Genomic DNA, 18847 nt, shown 5'->3' with positions numbered 1-18847 from the left:
AGCAAAACAGCGGGAGTTCACGTCATACTTCGCGCCGAATGTCCGCTTTGGTGAAAGTGTGGGATGAGTCTCAGAAGCCCTGATCGTCTTTGAAATTCCGTGGTTTCCCTGTCTACGGTCAAGGCCGCTCGTCACCACGAGCCCCGGCTGCCGCACACGCCGAGTCCTGCCAGCGGCCTCCGGGAACATTCGTCGCGTCAAGCGCCGTAGGCAGGAGCGGGGGACCCAAGGTAAGTGCCGGGCCCGGGAGTTGAGAGACGACCGGAACCGGCTTGGGGTTAAGTCGCGCACCGTGAGGTGCGCGGCCGGGCAACTCACACGGCCCGAACCCGACAGCTCACCTCGCAGGCGTCGGTGAGGGGATTGGGATTTTCCATGCTGTTTTCCAGCAAGGGCAAGCACCGCCGTCCGTCCAAGGCCACCCGCGTCGCCACGCTCGCCGGCGTGACCGGCGTCGCCATCGCCGCCCCGCTCATGGCGGCCGGCAACGCCTCCGCCGCCACCGCCTCGGAGTGGGACACCGTCGCCCAGTGCGAGTCCGGCGGCAACTGGTCCATCAACACCGGCAACGGCTACTACGGCGGCCTGCAGTTCTCCGCCTCGACGTGGGCCGCGTACGGCGGCACCGCCTACGCCTCCACCGCGAACCAGGCCTCCAAGTCCCAGCAGATAGCCGTGGCGGAGAAGGTTCTCGCCTCCCAGGGCAAGGGCGCCTGGCCCGTCTGCGGCACCGGCCTGTCGAGCGCCACCTACTCCGGCGGCAGCTCCAGCTCGTCGAGCAGCTCGAACAGCTCCTCCAAGAGCACCACCGAGCGCTCCACGTCCAGCACGACCGCCTCCCGCTCCGCCGAGCGCCCGGCCGCCAAGAAGACCGTCTCCACCCCGACCGGCAAGAAGGTCAAGAAGGGTGACGGCGAGTACAAGGTCGTCAAGGGCGACACCCTCAGCTCCATCGCCGAGAAGCACAAGGTCAAGGGCGGCTGGCAGCAGCTGTTCAAGCTGAACAAGAGCATCATCGACGACGCCGACTTCATCTACCCGGGCCAGCAGCTTCACCTGAAGTGACATACAGGCCTCTCAGCTGAACCACAGCGCCCTCACAACCGTGGACTCCATCATGGAGACCTCGTGAGGGTCACCCCCGTCCCCCACGGGCTCCCCGCTCCGGTGCGTGTTCCCCCGTACGCACCGGGGCGGGGCTTTTTTGTTTCCGCTTCAGGGAACCTTTTTGTTCCGTTCGGAAACAATTTACTCTCGGTTCTGTCCATCAGGCGGCCGACCGGATGGCCAATCGCCCCGAGCCGGTTAGGCTCGTCTCGCAGAGCCGCTGCGGTGTTGCCGTAGCCGCGTCAGACCCCAAGAAGGAGATGCTCGTGCCGTCCATCGACGTCGTCGTAGCCCGGGAAATCCTGGACTCCCGAGGCAACCCCACGGTCGAGGTCGAGGTCGGCCTCGACGACGGCAGCACGGGTCGTGCCGCCGTTCCGTCCGGCGCCTCCACGGGTGCCTTCGAGGCCATCGAGCTGCGTGACGGTGACCCCAACCGCTACGGCGGCAAGGGTGTCGAGAAGGCCGTTCTCGCCGTCATCGAGCAGATCGGCCCGGAGCTCGTCGGCTACGACGCCACCGAGCAGCGCCTGATCGACCAGGCGATGTTCGACCTGGACGCCACCGACAACAAGGGCTCGCTCGGCGCCAACGCCATCCTCGGCGTCTCCCTCGCCGTGGCGCACGCCGCGTCCGAGGCCAGCGACCTGCCCCTCTTCCGCTACCTGGGCGGCCCGAACGCGCACCTGCTGCCCGTTCCGATGATGAACATCCTCAACGGCGGCTCGCACGCCGACTCGAACGTGGACATCCAGGAGTTCATGATCGCCCCGATCGGCGCGGAGTCCTTCTCCGAGGCGCTGCGCTGGGGCGCCGAGGTCTACCACACCCTCAAGAAGGTGCTGAAGACCAAGGGCCTGTCCACCGGCCTCGGCGACGAGGGCGGCTTTGCCCCGAACCTGGAGTCCAACCGCGCCGCCCTCGACCTCATCATCGAGGCCATCAAGCAGGCCGGTTACATCCCCGGCGAGCAGATCGGGCTGGCGCTCGACGTCGCCGCGTCCGAGTTCTACAAGGACGGCAAGTACGAGTTCGAGGGCAAGTCCCGCTCGGCCGCCGAGATGACCGAGTACTACGAGGAGCTCGTCTCCGCGTACCCGCTCGTCTCCATCGAGGACCCGCTGTACGAGGACGACTGGGCCGGCTGGAAGGTCATCACCGACCGCATCGGCGACAAGGTCCAGATCGTCGGCGACGACCTCTTCGTCACCAACCCCGAGCGTCTCGCCCGCGGCATCGAGGAGGGCACCGCCAACGCCCTGCTCGTCAAGGTGAACCAGATCGGCTCGCTGACCGAGACCCTGGACGCCGTCGAGATGGCCCAGCGCAACGGCTTCAAGTGCATGATGTCCCACCGCTCCGGCGAGACCGAGGACACCACCATCGCCGACCTCGCCGTCGCGGTGAACTGCGGCCAGATCAAGACCGGCGCCCCGGCCCGCTCGGACCGCGTCGCCAAGTACAACCAGCTGCTCCGCATCGAGGAGATCCTCGACGACGCGGCGGAGTACGCGGGCCGCAGCGCCTTCCCGCGCTTCAAGGGCTGAGACCGGTAACGGGCTGACCACGCCAGGAGCCCACCGGGTCAATCCTTAGCCAGTCGTACGTACGTCCCCGCACCCGGTCCCGTACCGTGTGCGGGGACGTACGCACGTGTGAAGGGGAGGCGGGACATGGCCGTGAAGGACCGGGACCGGTTCTCCACCACGACCAGGCTCAAGCTGCTCGGCGAGCAGACGGCGGCCCGTGTCTACCGCTCCCAGACCAAACGGCAGGCCCGCCGCTCCCGGCTCACCGGCCGGGCGGCCCTCCTCGCCCTGGTGCTGTGCTCGCTGATCGTGGCGCTGGCGTACCCGATAAGGCAGTACGTCTCCCAGCGCGCCGAGATCTCCAACCTCCAGCGGCAGCAGGAGCAGGCCCGGCAGCGCGTCGAGCAGCTCCGCGACCTCAAGGCACGCTGGCAGGACGACTCGTACGCGGAACAGCAGATCCGGCAGCGGCTGCACTATGTGATGCCCGGGGAGACGGGCTACATCGTGATCGACCCGGACGCGGCCAAGCAGTCGCGCGCCGAGCTGGGGGCGGCCGACCGTCCCTGGTACTCGAACGTCTGGGACGGCGTCGACAAGTCCGACGCCTCCGACCAGTGAGAACCACCGGTTGAGAACCACCAGTGAGAACTGACCCATAGAAAGACGTCCTGAAGACAGTCATGGAAACGCCCCCGCCGTCCACTCCGCGCACCGAGCCCACCGACGCGGATGTCGAGGCCTTCAAGCAGCAGCTCGGGCGCCCGCCGCGCGGCCTGCGCGCGATCGCGCACCGCTGCCCGTGCGGACAGCCCGACGTGGTGGAGACGGCCCCCCGCCTCCCCGACGGCACGCCCTTCCCGACGACGTACTACCTGACGTGCCCGAAGGCCGCCTCGGCGATCGGCACGCTTGAGGCGAACGGCGTCATGAAGGAGATGACGGCCCGGCTGCAGACGGACCCCGAACTGGCCGCCGCGTACCGTGCCGCGCACGAGGACTACATCGCGCGCCGCGACGCCATCGAGGTCCTGGAGGGCTTCCCGAGCGCGGGCGGCATGCCGGACCGCGTGAAGTGCCTGCACGTCCTCGTGGGCCACTCCCTGGCCGCGGGCCCGGGAGTCAACCCGCTCGGCGACGAGGCGCTCGCGATGCTGCCGGAGTGGTGGGCGAAGGGCCCGTGCGTACAGCCGCTGGCGGCCCCCGACCCCGCCGACGAACTGCCCGCCGAGGCCGCCGACCCCACCGCGATCCGCAGCACCTTCCACTCCTACGTCCCGCTGCTCGCCGAGGGTTTCAGCCGTGTCGCGGCGGTCGACTGCGGTACGAACTCCATCCGGCTGCTCGTCGCGGACGTGAACCCGGCCACGGGTGAACTGCGGGAGCTGGACCGCCGGATGACGATCGTGCGGCTCGGCCAGGGCGTCGACAAGACCGGCCGGCTGGCCCCGGAGGCGCTGGAGCGGACGTTCGCGGCCTGCCGTGAGTACGCGGAGGTGATCCGGGAGAAGGGCGCCGACAAGGTCCGCTTCGTGGCCACGTCGGCCTCCCGGGACGCCTCGAACCGCGAGGACTTCGTCCGGGGCGTCCTGGACATCCTGGGCGTCGAACCGGAAGTGATCACCGGCGACGAGGAGGCGGAACTCTCCTTCACCGGCGCGACCAAGGAACTGAGGGGCCGCGACGACCTGGCCAAGCCCTACCTCGTCGTGGACATCGGCGGCGGCTCCACGGAGTTCGTGGTCGGCGACGACCAGGTCCGCGCGGCCCGCTCCGTGGACATCGGCTGCGTCCGCATGACCGAGCGCCACCTCGTCCGCGACGGCAAGGTCACGGACCCGCCGACCCCGGAGCAGGTGGCGGCGATGCGCGCGGACATCGAGGAGGCCCTCGACCTCGCCGGGAAGACCGTCCCGCTGCGCGAGGCCCGCACCCTGGTCGGCCTGGCCGGCTCGGTCACCACGGTCTCGGCAATCGCCCAGAACCTCCCCGAGTACGACACGGAGGCCATCCACCACTCCCGCGTCTCCTACGACCGAGTCCGAGAGATCACGGACTCCCTCCTCCACTCCACCCACGCCGAACGCGCCGCGATCCCCTCCATGCACCCGGGCCGTGTCGACGTCATCGGCGCGGGCGCCCTCGTACTCCTCTCGATCATGGAGCGAACGGGCGCGACGGAGGTCGTGGTGAGCGAGCACGACATTCTTGACGGGATCGCTTTCTCTACGGCGGCCGAGTCGCGATAGGCGGCGGTCCTCGACGGCGTCGCCTTGGGCGTATGGCCGGGCGGTCGGCGGAGGACGCAGCTGTGGCCCCTGGTGTGAGCGGTCTCGTCCGACCGCCACATGTTACTGTCCAGTAGGCTACGGCTGAGCAGGTCGGACAACGTATGAGCGGGTCCGAGGGGGCCTCGTGAGCCCCTCGATGACACGCCCGCGGAAAAGTTCGTGAAGTTCTTCACAAGGAATTCGGCCCTGTTGGACGAGGAAAGGGCCCCGGTTGGCCCGTCCGGGGCCCCGGCGGGCTCGGGAGCGTGTTCAGTGGGCCGGTACGGGAGTGATTCGGGGGAGTTTCGGGAGGGTGTCGCGGAGGTGTGGTCCAGGGGGTTCGGTGGGACAGAGGAGCAGCTCACGCGGCCTTGACAACGGGGCGAACCGCACCGTGGTTCCCCTCGCGCGAGGTGACCTGGATCATGCGAGTCGCGGAGGATAACACAGCCCCTGTGGAAGCTTGTGAAGGGGCGCACGAGCGACCCCCCAGGGGCAGGTGGATACTCGATGGCATGAGCACCACGGAGCGTCCCAGGATCCTCGTAGTAGGCGGTGGGTACGTAGGCCTGTACGCAGCTCGGCGCATTCTCAAGAAGATGCGCTACGGCGAGGCGACCGTCACGGTCGTCGACCCCCGGTCGTACATGACCTACCAGCCCTTCCTCCCCGAAGCCGCCGCCGGCAGCATCTCCCCTCGGCACGTCGTCGTCCCGCTGCGACGCGTGCTGCCGAAGGCGGAGGTCCTCACCGGCCGGGTCACCACCATCGACCAGGACCGCAAGGTCGCCACGATCGCCCCCCTCGTGGGCGAGGCGTACGAGCTGCCTTTCGACTACCTGGTCATCGCGATGGGCGCGGTCTCCCGCACCTTCCCGATCCCCGGCCTCGCCGAACAGGGCATCGGCATGAAGGGCATCGAGGAGTCCATCGGCCTGCGCAACCACGTTCTTGAGCAGCTCGACAAGGCCGACTCCACCACCGACGAGGAGATCCGCCGCAAGGCGCTCACCTTCGTCTTCATCGGCGGCGGTTTCGCCGGTGCGGAGACCATCGGTGAGGTCGAGGACATGGCCCGGGACGCGGCCAAGTACTACACCAACGTCTCCCGCGAGGACATGCGCTTCGTCCTCGTCGACGCCGCCGACAAGATCCTCCCGGAGGTCGGCCCCAAGCTCGGCCTCTACGGCAAGGAGCACCTGGAGAGCCGCGGGATCGAGATCTACCTCTCGACCTCCATGGATTCGTGCGTGGACGGTCACGTCGTTCTCAAGAACGGCCTTGAGGTCGACTCCAACACGATCGTCTGGACGGCCGGCGTCAAGCCGAACCCCGTGCTCTCCCGCTTCGGCCTCCCGCTCGGCCCGCGCGGTCACGTCGACGCGCAGCCGACCCTCCAGGTCACCGGCACCGACTACATCTGGGCCGCCGGCGACAACGCCCAGGTGCCCGACATCGCCGCCCGCAAGGCCGGTGTCGAGAACGCCTGGTGCCCGCCGAACGCCCAGCACGCGCTGCGCCAGGCGAAGGTCCTCGGCGACAACGTGATCTCCGGTATGCGGGGCTTCCCGCAGAAGGAGTACTCGCACGCCAACAAGGGCGCCGTGGCCGGCCTCGGCCTCCACAAGGGCGTCGCGATGATCGTCATGGGCAAGGTGAAGATCAAGGTCAAGGGCCGCCTCGCCTGGTACATGCACCGTGGCTACCACGGTCTGGCGATGCCGACCTGGAACCGCAAGATCCGCGTCTTCGCCGACTGGACGCTCGCGATGTTCCTCAAGCGCGAGGTCGTGTCCCTCGGCGCCATGGAGAACCCCCGCGAGGAGTTCTACGAGGCCGCCAAGCCGGCGCCGGCCCCGGCCGCCGCCGCGAAGACCGAGGAGAAGGCCAAGGCCTCCTGACCCCCTCCGGTCACCCCTGAAGCACGCCCGAAGGGGCCGTCCGCCATCCGTGGTGCGGGCGGCCCCTTCGGCGTTCCCGGCGCCCCGCGTCTACATGTCCTCTACATCTGTTTTGCCTACTCGTAATGCTCAAGCCGGACTGCGATCGGGCCTGGTCGGTGTTTACGTAGTGATGGACAATTCCGGGATCCGCGTCACGGAGGTGTGCGCCATGGCTGATGCCGCGCTGCGGCTCAAATCCCTCTTCGAACAGCTACTGGGAACCCCCATCCCGGTGCGCATCCGCGCCTGGGACGGTTCCGAGGCCGGGCCGCCCGATGCGCCGGCCCTGGTCGTACGCAATCGCCGCGCCCTGCGCCGACTCCTGTGGAAGCCCGGCGAACTGGGCATGGCGCGTGCCTGGGTCGCCGGGGACCTGGACATCGAGGGCGACCTGTACGCGGCCCTGGACGTGATGTCCTCGCTGGTGTGGGAGCGCGGTGCCGACGCCCGCGGCCTCGCCCAGGCCCTGCGCGACCCCGAGGTCCGGTCCGCCGCCCGCGGACTGGTGAAGCTCGCCGGACTCCCGCTGCCGCCCGCCCCGCCCCCGGAGGAGGTCCGCCGCAGCCGCGCCCACCTCCACACCAAGCGCACCGACAAACGCGCCATCAGCCACCACTACGACGTCGGCAACGACTTCTACGAGATCGTCCTCGGGCCGTCCATGGTCTACTCGTGTGCCTACTGGGAGTCCCCGGACGGCACGTTGGAGGACGCACAGCGCGACAAGCTCGAACTCATCTGCCGCAAGCTGGAGTTGACGCCCGGTCAGCGACTGCTGGACGTCGGCTGCGGCTGGGGTTCGATGGCGATCCACGCGGCCCGCGAGTACGGCGTGAGCGTGGTCGGCGTGACCCTCTCGCAGGAACAGGCGGCCTACGCCCGTAAGCGCGTCGCCGAGGAGGGGCTCACCGACAAGGTCGAGATCCGCGTCCAGGACTACCGCGACGTCGCCGACGGGCCCTACGACGCCGTCTCCTCCGTCGGCATGGCCGAACACGTGGGCTCCGCACGGTACCTGGAGTACGCGAGGGTCCTCTTCGCACTGCTCAGACCGGGCGGGCGGCTGCTCAACCACCAGATCGCCCGCCGCCCGTGGCAGGACGAATCGGCATATGACATCGACGAGTTCATCGACGCGTACGTCTTCCCCGACGGCGAACTCGCCCCGATCGGCACCACCGTGACCCAGCTGGAGAGCGCCGGGTTCGAGGTGCGGGACGTCGAGGCGATCCGCGAGCACTACGCGCTCACCCTGCGCCGCTGGGTCGCCAACCTGGAGGCCGAGTGGCGGCGCGCGGTCGGGCTCGTCGGCGCCGGGCGGGCCCGGGTGTGGCGCCTCTACATGGCGGCCTCCGCGCTCGGCTTCGAGCGCAACCGCATAGGAGTCAACCAGGTGTTGGCCGTCCGGACCCCCGAACCGGGCGGCTCCGGAATGCCGTTGCGCGCCCGCACCTGGAACTGAGCCAACGGCAAGGGGCCCCGTTCCGCATCGGAACGGGGCCCCAACTCATGTGCGGCTACTCGGACTTGATGGCCGACAGCATGTTCAGCTTCGCCGCCCGCCGGGCCGGCCACAGCGCCGCCAGGACGCCTACCGTGCCCGCCAGGAGCAGGAAGAGCGCCATCCGGGCCCAGGGGACGACCAGTTCGTACGTCGACATCTTCGCGCCGATCAACTCACCGGCCGCCCAGCCGAAGAAGACGCCCAGGCCGAGGCCGAGCACCCCGCCGAAGAGCGAGATGACCAGGGACTCCAGGCGGACCATCCGCTTGATGCCCTTGCGGTCCAGGCCGATCGCGCGCAGCATCCCGATCTCCTGCGAGCGCTCGAAGACCGACATGGCAAGGGTGTTGATGACCCCGAGGACCGCGACGATCACCGCCATGGCGAGCAGGCCGTAGACCATGTTGAGGATCAGGGTGAAGACCTGCGCGATGCTGTTCGAGAGGTCCTTCTTGTCCTCGACCTTGACGGCCGGGTTGGAGCCGAGGGCCTTCTCCAGCCTGTCCTTCGTCGAACTCGACGCGCCGTCCGCGGTCTTGACGAGGATCTGCATGTCGGCCGGGTCGGTCTGGTGCGGGGAGAGCATTGCGTTGTCGAGCATGATGCCGCGGATCAGCGCGTTGCCCTCATAGACCGCGGAGACGGTCAGCTGCTGTGCCTTGCCGTCCTCGTAGTGCGTGGTGAAGGTCGAACCCGCCTTCCAGCCATGGGACTTGGCCGTGTCGTCGTCCACGACCACCTGAGTGCCGGCGACCTTGAAGGTGCCGCTGTCGACCTTGAGGTCGGTGAGCCTGCCGATCGCCGAGCCGTTGACCCCGGTGAGGAACTCGGTCTCGCCGTCGATGCGCGAGGGGGAGTTGCGCAGCGGGCTGGTGGCGGTGACGCCGGAGGTGGTGGTGAGGGTCTTGTCCACGTCGGCGGAGAGTTCGTTGCCGTTCGCCATCGAGACGATGTAGTCGGCGCTGATCGCGGACGAGGCCATCTTGTCGATCGCCTGCTGGAGGCTGCCCGCCATCACGGTCATACCGGTGATGAGGGTGAGGCCGATCATCAGCGCGGAGGCGGTGGCGGCCGTGCGGCGCGGGTTGCGCACCGAGTTCTGGCGGGCCAGCTTGCCAGAGATCCCGAAGATCCGCAGGACCGGGGCCGCCGCCGCGATCAGCGGGCGGGACAGCAGCGGGGTCAGGATGAACACCCCGATGATCAGCAGGACGGCGCCGATCCCCATGGGTGCCTGGCCGTCCGAGCCGTTCATCGACGTGGCGGCGATGACGACCGCGATGCCCGCGCCGGAGAACAGCGCGCCGAGCGTGTTGCGCAGCACCAGGGACTTGGTGGTGGCCGTCGCGTGCACGCTGCTCATCGCGGCTACCGGCGGGATCTTCGCGGCCCGGCGCCCTGGCAGCCAGGCGGCGAGCATGGTGATGAGGATGCCGACCGCGAGGGCGCTCAGCACCGTGCCCGAGGTGATGATCAGCGGGCCGTCCGGGACGGTCGCGCCGATCGTGCCCATCAGCGCGCGCAGCCCGGCGCCGATGCCGATACCGGCCACCAGACCGGCCACGGCGGCGACCGCGCCGACCACGAACGCCTCCAGCAGCACCGACCGCGTGACCTGCCGGCGGGAGGCGCCGACCGCGCGCAGCAGGGCCAGTTCCTTGGTGCGCTGGGCGACCAGCATGGTGAAGGTGTTGGCGATGATGAACGTGCCGACGAAGAGCGCGATGCCCGCGAAGACCAGCAGCCCCGACTTCAGGCCGCTCATCGAGGAGGCGATCGTCTTGGCCTGGTCGTCGGCGAGCTTCTGGGCGGTGGTGGTCTCCGTCTGCCCCTTGGGGAGGGCCTGGTCCAGCGCGGACTTCAGCGCCGCCTGGCTCGTCCCGGCCGCGGCCTTCACATCGATCTCGTCGTACGTCCCCGCCTTGCCGAACAGCTTCTGCGCGGTGGCCGTGTCGAAGAGGGCGAGGCTGCCGCCGGCGGCGACATTGCCGTCGTCGGTGGTGAAGATGCCGGTGATCCTGGGCGTCAGCACCGGGCCGTCGACCGAGATGCGGACGGTGTCGCCGACCTTGTATCCGGCGCGCTTCGCGGTCTCGGAGTCGATGGCGACTTCACCCGAACCATGGGGCGCGGCACCGGACTTGAGGGGATAGCGGGCGTCCTTGTCCCCCCAGTAGTTGCCGCCCTCGGACTGGAAGCCGCCGCCGATGAGCTTGCCCTTCTTGTCGGCGATGGCGGTGAAGCCGTTGACGACACCGGTCGCGGACGCGGCGCCCGGCACCTTCGCGCTGGTGTCGAGCATGGCCTGGGTCAGCTCGGGCGTCTTGCCGACCGCGTCGCCCTCGCTGTCCTGGTGCTTGGCCTGGACGGCGACGTCGACCTGGTCGAAGCCCTTGGCCGAGCTGTTCTGGAAGGCGTTCGAGATGGTGTTGGTGAAGACCAGGGTCCCCGACACGAACGCGACGCCGAGCATCACGGCGAGCACGGTCATGAGGAGCCGGGCCTTGTGCGCGAGTACGTTGCGCAAGGCGGTTCGGAACATGGGTCTACTCAGTCCAGGTGTACGAGAGGTGAGGGAGCGTCAGGAGACTCGGGCTCGGGCTCAGCTGGTACGGCCCTTGGCGTCGAAACGCTTCATTCGGTCGAGCACCGAGTCCGCCGTGGGCTCGAAGACCTCGTCGACGATGCGCCCGTCCGCGAGGAAGACCACCCGGTCGGCGTAGGCCGCGGCCACCGGGTCGTGGGTGACCATGACGACCGTCTGCCCCAGCTCCCGTACGGAGTTGCGCAGGAAGCCCAGCACCTCGGCGCCGGAGCGGGAGTCGAGGTTTCCGGTCGGCTCGTCGCCGAAGATGATGTCGGGGCGGGAGGCCAACGCCCTTGCCACGGCGACGCGTTGCTGCTGGCCGCCGGAGAGCTGGGAGGGCCGGTGCTTGAGCCGGTCGGAGAGACCGATCATCCGGATCACCGAGTCCAGCCACTCCTTGTCGGGCTTGCGGCCCGCGATGTCCATGGGGAGCGTGATGTTCTCCAGGGCCGTCAGCGTCGGCAGCAGGTTGAACGCCTGGAAGATGAAACCGATCTTGTCCCGGCGCAACTTCGTGAGCTGCTTGTCCTTCAGGGAGCCCAGCTCCGTGTCACCGATGCGGACGGAGCCGGACGAGAACGTGTCCAGGCCGGCCACGCAGTGCATGAGGGTGGACTTGCCGGACCCCGAGGGGCCCATGATCGCTGTGAACTCGGCCTGCCGGAAGGAGATCGAGACCTGGTCGAGGGCGACCACCTGGGTCTCGCCCTGTCCGTAGATCTTGGAAAGATCCGTGGCGCGCGCGGCCACTGAGGTGGTCCGGTCGGCGATGGGGGTGGTGGTCACGGAAGGCACTCCTGTCGGGACGACGGTGTTGCTGGGGACGCGTCCCATCCTTCCGGCCGTATCCCGCCGTGTAGTCACCCGCTGTTCCGGTTCCGGGGGCAGCCTTCAGTCGGACAGCACGCGGCGCTGTCATACCTGGGGATGAGGACCGCCCCCGAGGCGAGCCCCGAGGACAGCACCGCTACGACCCCTGAGTCAGGCCCAGGTCAAGAACCGGTGGAGCACCCTCGTTCGGGCGGTGAAATTCCGTCATTCCGCATACACGCCCCCACACCGCACGCAAGGCTATTGGCAAGTGCTGATGGCTCTTTCCACGGTCTGATGAACCCTCAGACATCAATAAAATAAGACAACATCGGTACGCCCGCCCGCTGTTGGGGAGACGCGCCCCGATAGGCTCGGAACCTCGATGCGGAGCCCACGGCCTGCCCGGATGGTGGAATGCAGACACGGCGAGCTTAAACCTCGCTGCCCCTTCGCGGGCGTGCCGGTTCAAGTCCGGCTCCGGGCACTATCGTGGTCACTGACTGTGACCTGCGGGAACGGTGTGTTGCCGTGACGTATCTGAGCCCCCTGGGATACCTGCTGGGCGTCGAGGGTGCCGCCCTGCTCCGCGGTTTCCGCGAGGGCGGCGCCGACCGGGCGTTCGTCGAGGCGCGGATCGCCGAGATCCGCACCCTGTTGGACACACCCGCCCTTGCGCACGCCGAGGGGGTCACGGCGGAACCGGGCACGGTCGGCACGGCCGAGGTCTACCAGGACTGGGCACCGCACTACGACGCCCCCGGCAACCAGATGATCGACGTCGAGCAGCCCGTTGTCCGGCGCGTCCTGGACGGCCTGCCCGTCGGCACGGCGTTGGACGCGGCCTGCGGCACCGGCCGCCACACCGCCTACCTGCACGAACTCGGCCACCAGGTCATCGGCGTCGACGCCTCGCCGGACATGCTCGCCCGGGCCCGCGAGCGCCTGCCGGACGTCGACTTCCGCGAGGCCGACCTGCACCGGCTCCCGCTTCCGGACGGCGCGGTCGACACCGTCGTGTGCGCGCTCGCCCTGACTCACGTACCCGAACTTGCCCCGGTATTACGGGAGTTCGCGCGCGTCCTGCGTCCCGGCGGACACCTCGTCATCTCGGACGCCCACCTCCTGGCGTCCTACCTCCGGCCGACCCTGCCCCGTCGCCCCGGCCCGGACGGCCGCCCGTCCCTCCTCGACGAGTACCACCGCCCGCTCAGCGCCTACCTCACCGCGGCCCTCCCGCTGGGCTTCCAGGTCCGGCACTGCGAGGAACCCCGCCGCCCTCTCGGCTCCCTCACCCCCGGCACCGCCCCGGACCCGCTCCCGACCCACCCGTCCTGGGACCTGCACCACTGGTGCCCGGAGGCGTCGGCCGCGGCCCTCGATGATTCCCCGCTCGCCGTCGTCTGGCACTTCCAGCTCGACACCACCCGAAAGGGCTCCCCCGCGAACCGTTGACAGTCCGGCCTGGCCGGTCGGAGACTGAGGCGGCCAGATAGGTGAAGTAAATTTCACTATGCGAACACGCCACTATGTGAACACACGTCAGTGAACGACCCGCACTCGAAGGGACCCCCGATGCGTACCACCGTCGGCATCATCGGAGCCGGCCCCGCCGGACTTCTCCTCGCCCGGCTGCTGCACAACGCCGGTATCGACTCGGTCGTCCTGGAGAGCCGGGACCGGGAGTACGTCGAGCACCGGCAGCGGGCCGGGATCCTGGAACAGGGGACCGTCGACGTGCTGCGCGCGGCCGGGGCCGGGGAGCGGATGGACCGGGAGGGGCTGCGGCACGACGGGATCGAGCTGCGGTTCGACCGGAAGCGGCACCGAGTGGACTTCCCGGCCCTCACCGGCGGCCGTAGCGTGACCGTCTACGCGCAGACCGAGGTGTGCAAGGACCTGATCGCCCTTCAACTCGCGGACGGCGGACCGCTGTTGTTCGAAGCGGAGGCGCTCGCGGTGGAGGGCGCGGAGACCGACAGCCCGCGCGTCCGCTTCCGGCAGCACGGCCGCGAGGACGTCCTCGACTGCGACTACGTCGTCGGCTGCGACGGCTTCTGGGGCATCGCCCGCAACGCGATCCCCGCCGAGCTGACCCGCGTCTTCGAACGGTCGTACCCCTACGCCTGGCTCGGCATCCTCGCCGATGTCGCGCCCTCGCACGACGAACTCGTCTACGCCCGCCACGACCGCGGCTTCGCCCTCCTCTCCATGCGATCCCCCTCCGTCTCCCGTCTCTACCTCCAGGTGGAGGAGAACGCGGAGGCCGAGAGCTGGAGCGACGACGCGATCTGGGACGAACTGGAGCGCCGGTTCGAGACGGAGGATGGCTGGACACTCGACCGCGGGCCCATCACCCAGAAGTCGGTCACCCCCATGCGCTCCTACGTCCACGAACCGATGCGGCACGGCCGGCTCTTCCTCGCAGGCGACGCCGCACACATCGTGCCGCCCACCGGAGCCAAGGGCCTCAACCTCGCCGTCGGCGACGTCGTCACCTTCGCGCGGGCACTGACGTACAAGAAGAAGACGGGGAGCGAGGAGCGGCTCGACGCGTACTCCGCGACCTGCCTGCGGCGGGTGTGGCAGGCCGAACGGTTCTCCTACGACATGACGAGCCTCCTGCACCGCGCGCCCGACGCGACGCCCTTCGAGGGGCGGCTCCAGCTGGCCCGTCTGGAGCGGATCGCGTCCTCGCGGGCGGCCGAGACGGATCTCGCGGAGGCGTACACCGGGTTCCCCCTGGATGAACCGGATGAACAGGGATAAGGGCCTTCCAAGGCGGGCGTCACGGGTTGGTACCAGTGTTCACGGGGGATGCGGTCCACCGCGTACCTTGTCAGGACGAGGGGAAGATCCTCCCCAAGAGGTAGGGTCAAACTTTTGCCTACCTATTACTCTTGAGGCCAAGGCCGCGCGAGGCGGCCATGGAGGAGTGAAATGAGGAGCAGAAACCCGGTCTTCTCGCGACGGGGGTTCAGCCGCGACAACGGCTACGCGGGCTTCAACACCGCGCCGCAGGCCGGGGGCCCCGCCGTGGGCACGCAGGGCAACCCGTACGCCCAGGGCAACCCGTACGCGCAGAACCCCTACGCCCAGCAGGACCTGCAGCAGGGCGCACCGCCCCAGGCCCCGGCCACCACCGGCCGGATGACCATGGACGACGTCGTCCAGCGCACCGGCACCACCCTCGGCACGCTGATCGTCACGGCCGCGCTCGCCTGGGTACTGCTCCCGGTCGACGACGCCCACATCGGCCGTTCCTACGGCATCGGGATCGGCGCCGCGCTGGTCGCGATGGTGCTGGCGTTCATCCAGTCCTTCAAGCGCAAGCCCGCCCCCGCGCTGATCCTGTCGTACGCCGCCCTGGAAGGCGTCTTCCTCGGCGTCGTCTCCAGCGTCGTCGACAACCGCATCGCGAGCGGCGCGGCCATGCAGGCCGTGATCGGCACGATGGCGGTCTTCGCCGGTGTGCTCATCGCGTACCGCGCGGGCTGGATCCGCGTCAACCGCCGCTTCTACGGCTTCGTGATGGCCGCCGCGCTCGGCTTCATCCTGCTGATGGCCGTGAACCTGCTGTTCGCGGTGTTCGGCGGCGGTGACGGCCTCGGCTTCCGCAGCGGCCCGCTCGGCATCTTCTTCGGAATCGTCGGCATCATCCTCGGTGCCTGCTTCCTCGCCCTGGACTTCAAGCAGGTCGAGGACGGCATCGCGTACGGCGCCCCGAAGGAAGAGGCGTGGCTCGCGGCCTTCGGGCTCACGCTGACGCTGGTGTGGATCTACATGGAGTTCCTGCGGATCATCGCGATCCTCAACAGCAACGACTAGCCGACGGCAGGCTGACCGCGCGAAAGGGCCCCGGGTTCGTTCCCGGGGCCCTTCGTCATGTCCGTGGTGGATCGGTCTGTGGTGCGCGCCTAGAGCAGTTTGCGCGCGGCCCTCCTCAGGTCGTACTCGTGAATGATCGCCTTGGCGTGGCCGTACGCGAGGTCGTGCTCGGCGCGGAGCCAGCTGACCTTCTCCTCGAAACGGAAGAGGGCGGGGCCTTCGTCGACGGTGCGCAGCCAGTCGGACACTTCACGACCGGTGCAGTGGGGGATGCGGGCGAGCAGGTTGCGATGGGTCTCCTGGGAGAACACTTGGGACATCGGCGCCTCCGGACGCATGGGGTGTAAGCCGGTCCTTCAAGTCACCGTGCCTGAGCGTTCGCCCGTTGGCAACAGTCCCGGTGCGACGCGTAGTCTCGCGGCGTGGTGGATACGACGCGGTTGACTCAAGCGGTGGATCACTTCGCGGACCGGCTCAGGGCTGCGCCGCAGAGCCGTTTGCAGCGGGGCGCTGCGGCGGAGGCGCTGGCGCTGGCCAGGCAAATGGCTCGGTGGGCGCAGGCCGTCGAGGAGCCGGGCGTTGATGCTCGGGAGATGCCGGATGCGGGGATGTTCGCTGCGGCGGATCAAATCACCGTTGCTGTGCATGACTTGGCGGTTGTGCTGGTGAATGACGCCGAGGTTGATGAGGCGCTCGGGTTGGTTGCGGAGGCGCAGAAGAGGGCGGGTGTCTGAGGTGCGTTGGCGGGTGCGGCTCCGTCGTGGCTGGTCGCGCAGTTCCCCGCGCCCCTAAAAGAACACGGCGGGCCCGCGTTTTAGGCGCGCAACTCCCTGGGCCCCTGAAAGACACGGCGAGCGTACGGTTTTTAGGGGCGCGGGGAACTGCGCGACCAGCCCCCACCGGCCCGCACTCGAAATCAAAGCGACGCTATGACCCTGTCCGCCAGGATGTACACGTTCTCCTCGCCGCACGCGAACGTCAGCGTGTAGGCGCCGGAGACACCCGAGCCGCCCAGGAGGAACGGGGTTTCGCCGGCGCGGAGAGCTGCGGCGAGGCGTTCGGCGGTTTCGCGGTGGCCGGGGGTCATGCAGAGGGTGGTGCCGTCGACGAAGACGTAGACGTCGAGCGTGCCGAGCGGGCCGGGGCGGACGTCGGCCAGTTCTACGGCGGACTCGGCCAGTTCCTCCAGCGTCGCGACCGTGCGTTCGTGGTCGTTCGCGACGGGTGACTGGGCCGGTACGAAGTCCGGGTGGGACGGGTGGCGGCGGCGGGCGGCGGCCAGTTCGGGGGAGTCTCCCCCAGAGGGGGTGCCCCCAGCGAACTCGTCGGGTTCGGTGAACGGCTCGGTCACCGGCTCCAGCGGTTCGAGGCCCACGAAGTCGCTCTGGCGGGGCATGAACAGCTCGCTGTCGGGCAGACCCAGCAGGGTCGGCACCTCGGTGTCGCGGGCTTCCTGGGCGGCCCAGAAGGCGCGCGCCTCGGCCAGTTCCCGCTCCCGCTCCTCGGCCAGTGCCTCGGCCACGGCGGCGCGTATCTCGTCCGCGTCGGCAGGGTTGCGGGCGGCGGGCACGAGCGCCCGTACGGCGGCGGCCCGGCCCTCGGCCAGTTCGGTGTGCAGGTCCGCCACCTGTCGACGGAGCACCAAGAGGGTGCGCAGGACGGCGACGCCCACGGCGCCTGTGGCGGCCGTGGTGAGCAGCAAAGCGATCGGCATGGCGCTCACTGACGTACTCCCGGTTCAAAGTCGACCCCCGACTTCCTACATCAGCTTGAAGGGCGGACTAACCAACTGTCAGTGCGTAACGTCACGAATCGGGCAGGACTTTGGGCCCGATGTTTGGTGGTGAAACGGTTCTGACCTGGGGAAATCCCTCTTCGATGGGAGATAGGTCACATCCTGGGGGAGATTGGATCACAAATCGGCCCGGAACCCAGGTGGTTACTGGGTTCCGGGTCTGATGGTGACACAAAGTTCCCGTACGGCTACGGGGAGTTGGTCAGCTGAGGCGCTCGATGACCATCGCCATACCCTGGCCGCCGCCGACGCACATCGTCTCCAGACCGAACTGCTTGTCGTGGAACTGGAGGGAGTTGATCAGTGTGCCGGTGATGCGGGCGCCGGTCATGCCGAAGGGGTGGCCCACGGCGATCGCGCCGCCGTTCACGTTCAGCTTCTCCAGCGGGATGTTCAGGTCGCGGTAGGACGGGATCACCTGGGCGGCGAACGCCTCGTTGATCTCGAACAGGTCGATGTCGTCGACGGTGAGACCGGCACGGCCCAGCGCCTGCCTGGACGCCTCGACCGGGCCGAGGCCCATGATCTCGGGGGAGAGGCCGGAGACGCCGGTCGACACGATTCGCGCCAGCGGGGTCAGGCCCAGCTCGCGGGCCTTGGTGTCGCTCATGATGACGACCGCGGCGGCGCCGTCGTTCAGCGGGCAGCAGTTGCCGGCCGTGACCAGGCCGTCGGGGCGGAACACCGGCTTGAGACCGGAGACGCCCTCCAGGGTGACGCCGGCACGCGGGCCGTCGTCCTTGCTGACGACCGTGCCGTCCGGCAGCGTCACCGGGGTGATCTCCCGCTCCCAGAAGCCGTTCTTGATGGCTTCCTCGGCGAGGTTCTGCGAGCGGACACCGAACTCGTCCATGTCCTGGCGGGTGACGCCCTTGATCCGGGCCAGGTTCTCGGCGGTCTGCCCCATCGCGATGTACGGGTCGGGGAGCAGGCCGTCCTGACGCGGGTCGTGCCAGGTGGAACCCTCGGACGCGGCGGTGGCGGCGGTGCGGGCCTGCGCCTCGGCGAAGATCGGGTTGGTGGTGTCCGGGAGGCCGTCCGAGCTGCCCTTGGCGTAGCGGGAGACCATCTCGACACCGGCCGAGATGAAGACGTCGCCCTCGCCGGCCTTGATGGCGTGCAGGGCCATACGGCTGGTCTGCAGCGACGAGGAACAGTAACGGGTGATCGTGCAGCCCGGCAGGTGGTCCATGCCCATCTGTACGGCGACGATCCGGCCGAGGTTGTAACCCTGCTCGCCGCCGGGGAGGCCGCAGCCGAGCATCAGGTCCTCGATGAGCGCGGGGTCCAGTTCGGGGATCTTCGCCAGGGCGGCCTGGATGATCGTGGCGGTGAGGTCGTCGGGGCGCAGGTCCTTGAGGGAGCCCTTGACGGCGCGGCCGATGGGGGAGCGGGCGGTCGAGACGATGACGGCTTCGGGCATCACGGCTCCATTGGCGTATGTGCGGGGAACTGGCACGGCTTTCTTGGGAAG

Annotated in this window: 15 protein-coding genes, 1 tRNA gene, 1 pseudogene and 1 riboswitch; of the genes and pseudogenes, 12 read left to right on the top strand and 5 right to left on the bottom strand. The window is 68.9% G+C overall.

Features of this window, described 5'->3' with window-relative positions; translation table 11 throughout:
• Positions 1 to 192 precede the first annotated feature (192 nt).
• A riboswitch (cyclic di-AMP (ydaO/yuaA leader) is annotated at positions 193 to 366 on the top strand.
• Between the two features lie 9 nt (positions 367 to 375).
• From OH768_RS21055 to OH768_RS21025, 7 genes and pseudogenes are all read left to right on the top strand, one after another.
• Positions 376 to 1065 (top strand): transglycosylase family protein, encoded by a 690-nt coding sequence (locus OH768_RS21055; RefSeq protein ID WP_406455796.1) that lies wholly within the window; start codon positions 376 to 378, stop codon positions 1063 to 1065.
• A 302-nt stretch (positions 1066 to 1367) separates the two neighbouring features.
• Entirely contained in the window at positions 1368 to 2654 is a 1287-nt protein-coding gene (gene eno, locus OH768_RS21050) for a phosphopyruvate hydratase (RefSeq protein WP_033284339.1), read from the top strand.
• 126 nt (positions 2655 to 2780) lie between these two features.
• Complete coding sequence (locus tag OH768_RS21045) at positions 2781 to 3257, top strand: septum formation initiator family protein (RefSeq protein ID WP_406455794.1); 477 nt, start codon at positions 2781 to 2783, stop codon at positions 3255 to 3257.
• 62 nt (positions 3258 to 3319) lie between these two features.
• Positions 3320 to 3724 (top strand): annotated as a pseudogene (locus OH768_RS21040) (DUF501 domain-containing protein); the annotation flags it as partial.
• A gap of 192 nt (positions 3725 to 3916) precedes the next feature.
• Positions 3917 to 4885, top strand: coding sequence for an exopolyphosphatase (locus OH768_RS21035; RefSeq protein WP_406465378.1), 969 nt, complete (start codon positions 3917 to 3919; stop codon positions 4883 to 4885).
• A 536-nt stretch (positions 4886 to 5421) separates the two neighbouring features.
• The gene (locus OH768_RS21030; protein ID WP_406455792.1) at positions 5422 to 6807 is read left to right on the top strand and encodes an NAD(P)/FAD-dependent oxidoreductase; all 1386 of its coding nucleotides are present in this window, start codon (positions 5422 to 5424) and stop codon (positions 6805 to 6807) included.
• A 211-nt stretch (positions 6808 to 7018) separates the two neighbouring features.
• Complete coding sequence (locus tag OH768_RS21025; protein ID WP_406455790.1) at positions 7019 to 8311, top strand: class I SAM-dependent methyltransferase; 1293 nt, start codon at positions 7019 to 7021, stop codon at positions 8309 to 8311.
• Positions 8312 to 8366: 55 nt separating this feature from the next.
• Here OH768_RS21025 and OH768_RS21020 read toward each other — a convergent pair whose 3' ends face one another.
• Together OH768_RS21020 and OH768_RS21015 are read right to left on the bottom strand one after the other, a co-directional pair.
• Positions 8367 to 10895 carry an ABC transporter permease gene (locus OH768_RS21020; protein WP_406455788.1) on the bottom strand — a complete coding sequence of 843 codons (2529 nt, stop codon included), beginning with the start codon at positions 10893 to 10895 and terminating at the stop codon, positions 8367 to 8369.
• A 60-nt stretch (positions 10896 to 10955) separates the two neighbouring features.
• On the bottom strand, positions 10956 to 11726 hold the full coding sequence (locus OH768_RS21015; protein ID WP_019066687.1) for an ABC transporter ATP-binding protein: 771 nt from the start codon (positions 11724 to 11726) through the stop codon (positions 10956 to 10958).
• A gap of 427 nt (positions 11727 to 12153) precedes the next feature.
• Between OH768_RS21015 and OH768_RS21010 the strand changes: the two genes are divergently transcribed.
• The 4 genes from OH768_RS21010 to OH768_RS20995 all read left to right on the top strand — a co-directional run bounded on the left by OH768_RS21010 (position 12154) and on the right by OH768_RS20995 (position 15578).
• A tRNA-Leu gene (locus OH768_RS21010) sits at positions 12154 to 12237 on the top strand.
• 44 nt (positions 12238 to 12281) lie between these two features.
• On the top strand, positions 12282 to 13205 hold the full coding sequence (locus OH768_RS21005; protein ID WP_406455785.1) for a class I SAM-dependent methyltransferase: 924 nt from the start codon (positions 12282 to 12284) through the stop codon (positions 13203 to 13205).
• 120 nt (positions 13206 to 13325) lie between these two features.
• Positions 13326 to 14519: a 4-hydroxybenzoate 3-monooxygenase gene (locus tag OH768_RS21000; RefSeq protein ID WP_406455783.1), complete on the top strand. Its 1194-nt coding sequence runs from the start codon at positions 13326 to 13328 to the stop codon at positions 14517 to 14519.
• 171 nt (positions 14520 to 14690) lie between these two features.
• The gene (locus OH768_RS20995) at positions 14691 to 15578 is read left to right on the top strand and encodes a Bax inhibitor-1/YccA family protein (RefSeq protein WP_406455781.1); all 888 of its coding nucleotides are present in this window, start codon (positions 14691 to 14693) and stop codon (positions 15576 to 15578) included.
• 89 nt (positions 15579 to 15667) lie between these two features.
• On the opposite strand, the gene OH768_RS20990 is transcribed toward OH768_RS20995, so the two are convergent.
• Positions 15668 to 15898, bottom strand: a complete 231-nt coding sequence (locus tag OH768_RS20990) for a DUF4287 domain-containing protein (protein ID WP_026178224.1) — start codon at positions 15896 to 15898, stop codon at positions 15668 to 15670.
• Between the two features lie 102 nt (positions 15899 to 16000).
• On the opposite strand from OH768_RS20990, the gene OH768_RS20985 reads away from it, so the two are divergent.
• Complete coding sequence (locus OH768_RS20985) at positions 16001 to 16312, top strand: hypothetical protein (protein WP_406455779.1); 312 nt, start codon at positions 16001 to 16003, stop codon at positions 16310 to 16312.
• Between the two features lie 182 nt (positions 16313 to 16494).
• On the opposite strand, the gene OH768_RS20980 is transcribed toward OH768_RS20985, so the two are convergent.
• A complete protein-coding gene (locus OH768_RS20980) occupies positions 16495 to 17292 on the bottom strand; it encodes a hypothetical protein (RefSeq protein ID WP_406455777.1) in 798 nt (265 codons plus the stop codon).
• Between the two features lie 283 nt (positions 17293 to 17575).
• Positions 17576 to 18796 carry an acetyl-CoA C-acetyltransferase gene (locus tag OH768_RS20975; RefSeq protein ID WP_406455775.1) on the bottom strand — a complete coding sequence of 407 codons (1221 nt, stop codon included), beginning with the start codon at positions 18794 to 18796 and terminating at the stop codon, positions 17576 to 17578.
• Between the last annotated feature and the right edge of the window lie 51 nt (positions 18797 to 18847).

It is taken from the genome of Streptomyces sp. NBC_01622 (genome assembly GCF_045209635.1).
In the GTDB taxonomy this organism is placed as follows: domain Bacteria; phylum Actinomycetota; class Actinomycetes; order Streptomycetales; family Streptomycetaceae; genus Streptomyces.
This window is presented reverse-complemented; position numbering and strand designations above follow the sequence as displayed.

Excerpts from the sequence above, each read along its gene's own strand:
- eno (WP_033284339.1), top strand. The coding sequence starts at position 1,368 with ATGCTCGTGCCGTCCATCGACGTCGTCGTAGCCCGGGAAATCCTGGAC.
- OH768_RS21055 (WP_406455796.1), top strand. The coding sequence starts at position 376 with ATGCTGTTTTCCAGCAAGGGCAAGCACCGCCGTCCGTCCAAGGCCACC.
- OH768_RS21045 (WP_406455794.1), top strand. The coding sequence starts at position 2,781 with ATGGCCGTGAAGGACCGGGACCGGTTCTCCACCACGACCAGGCTCAAG.
- OH768_RS20990 (WP_026178224.1), bottom strand. The coding sequence starts at position 15,898 with ATGTCCCAAGTGTTCTCCCAGGAGACCCATCGCAACCTGCTCGCCCGC.
- OH768_RS20995 (WP_406455781.1), top strand. The coding sequence starts at position 14,691 with ATGAGGAGCAGAAACCCGGTCTTCTCGCGACGGGGGTTCAGCCGCGAC.
- OH768_RS21000 (WP_406455783.1), top strand. The coding sequence starts at position 13,326 with ATGCGTACCACCGTCGGCATCATCGGAGCCGGCCCCGCCGGACTTCTC.
- OH768_RS20980 (WP_406455777.1), bottom strand. The coding sequence starts at position 17,292 with ATGCCGATCGCTTTGCTGCTCACCACGGCCGCCACAGGCGCCGTGGGC.
- OH768_RS20975 (WP_406455775.1), bottom strand. The coding sequence starts at position 18,796 with ATGCCCGAAGCCGTCATCGTCTCGACCGCCCGCTCCCCCATCGGCCGC.
- OH768_RS21020 (WP_406455788.1), bottom strand. The coding sequence starts at position 10,895 with ATGTTCCGAACCGCCTTGCGCAACGTACTCGCGCACAAGGCCCGGCTC.
- OH768_RS21025 (WP_406455790.1), top strand. The coding sequence starts at position 7,019 with ATGGCTGATGCCGCGCTGCGGCTCAAATCCCTCTTCGAACAGCTACTG.
- OH768_RS21030 (WP_406455792.1), top strand. The coding sequence starts at position 5,422 with ATGAGCACCACGGAGCGTCCCAGGATCCTCGTAGTAGGCGGTGGGTAC.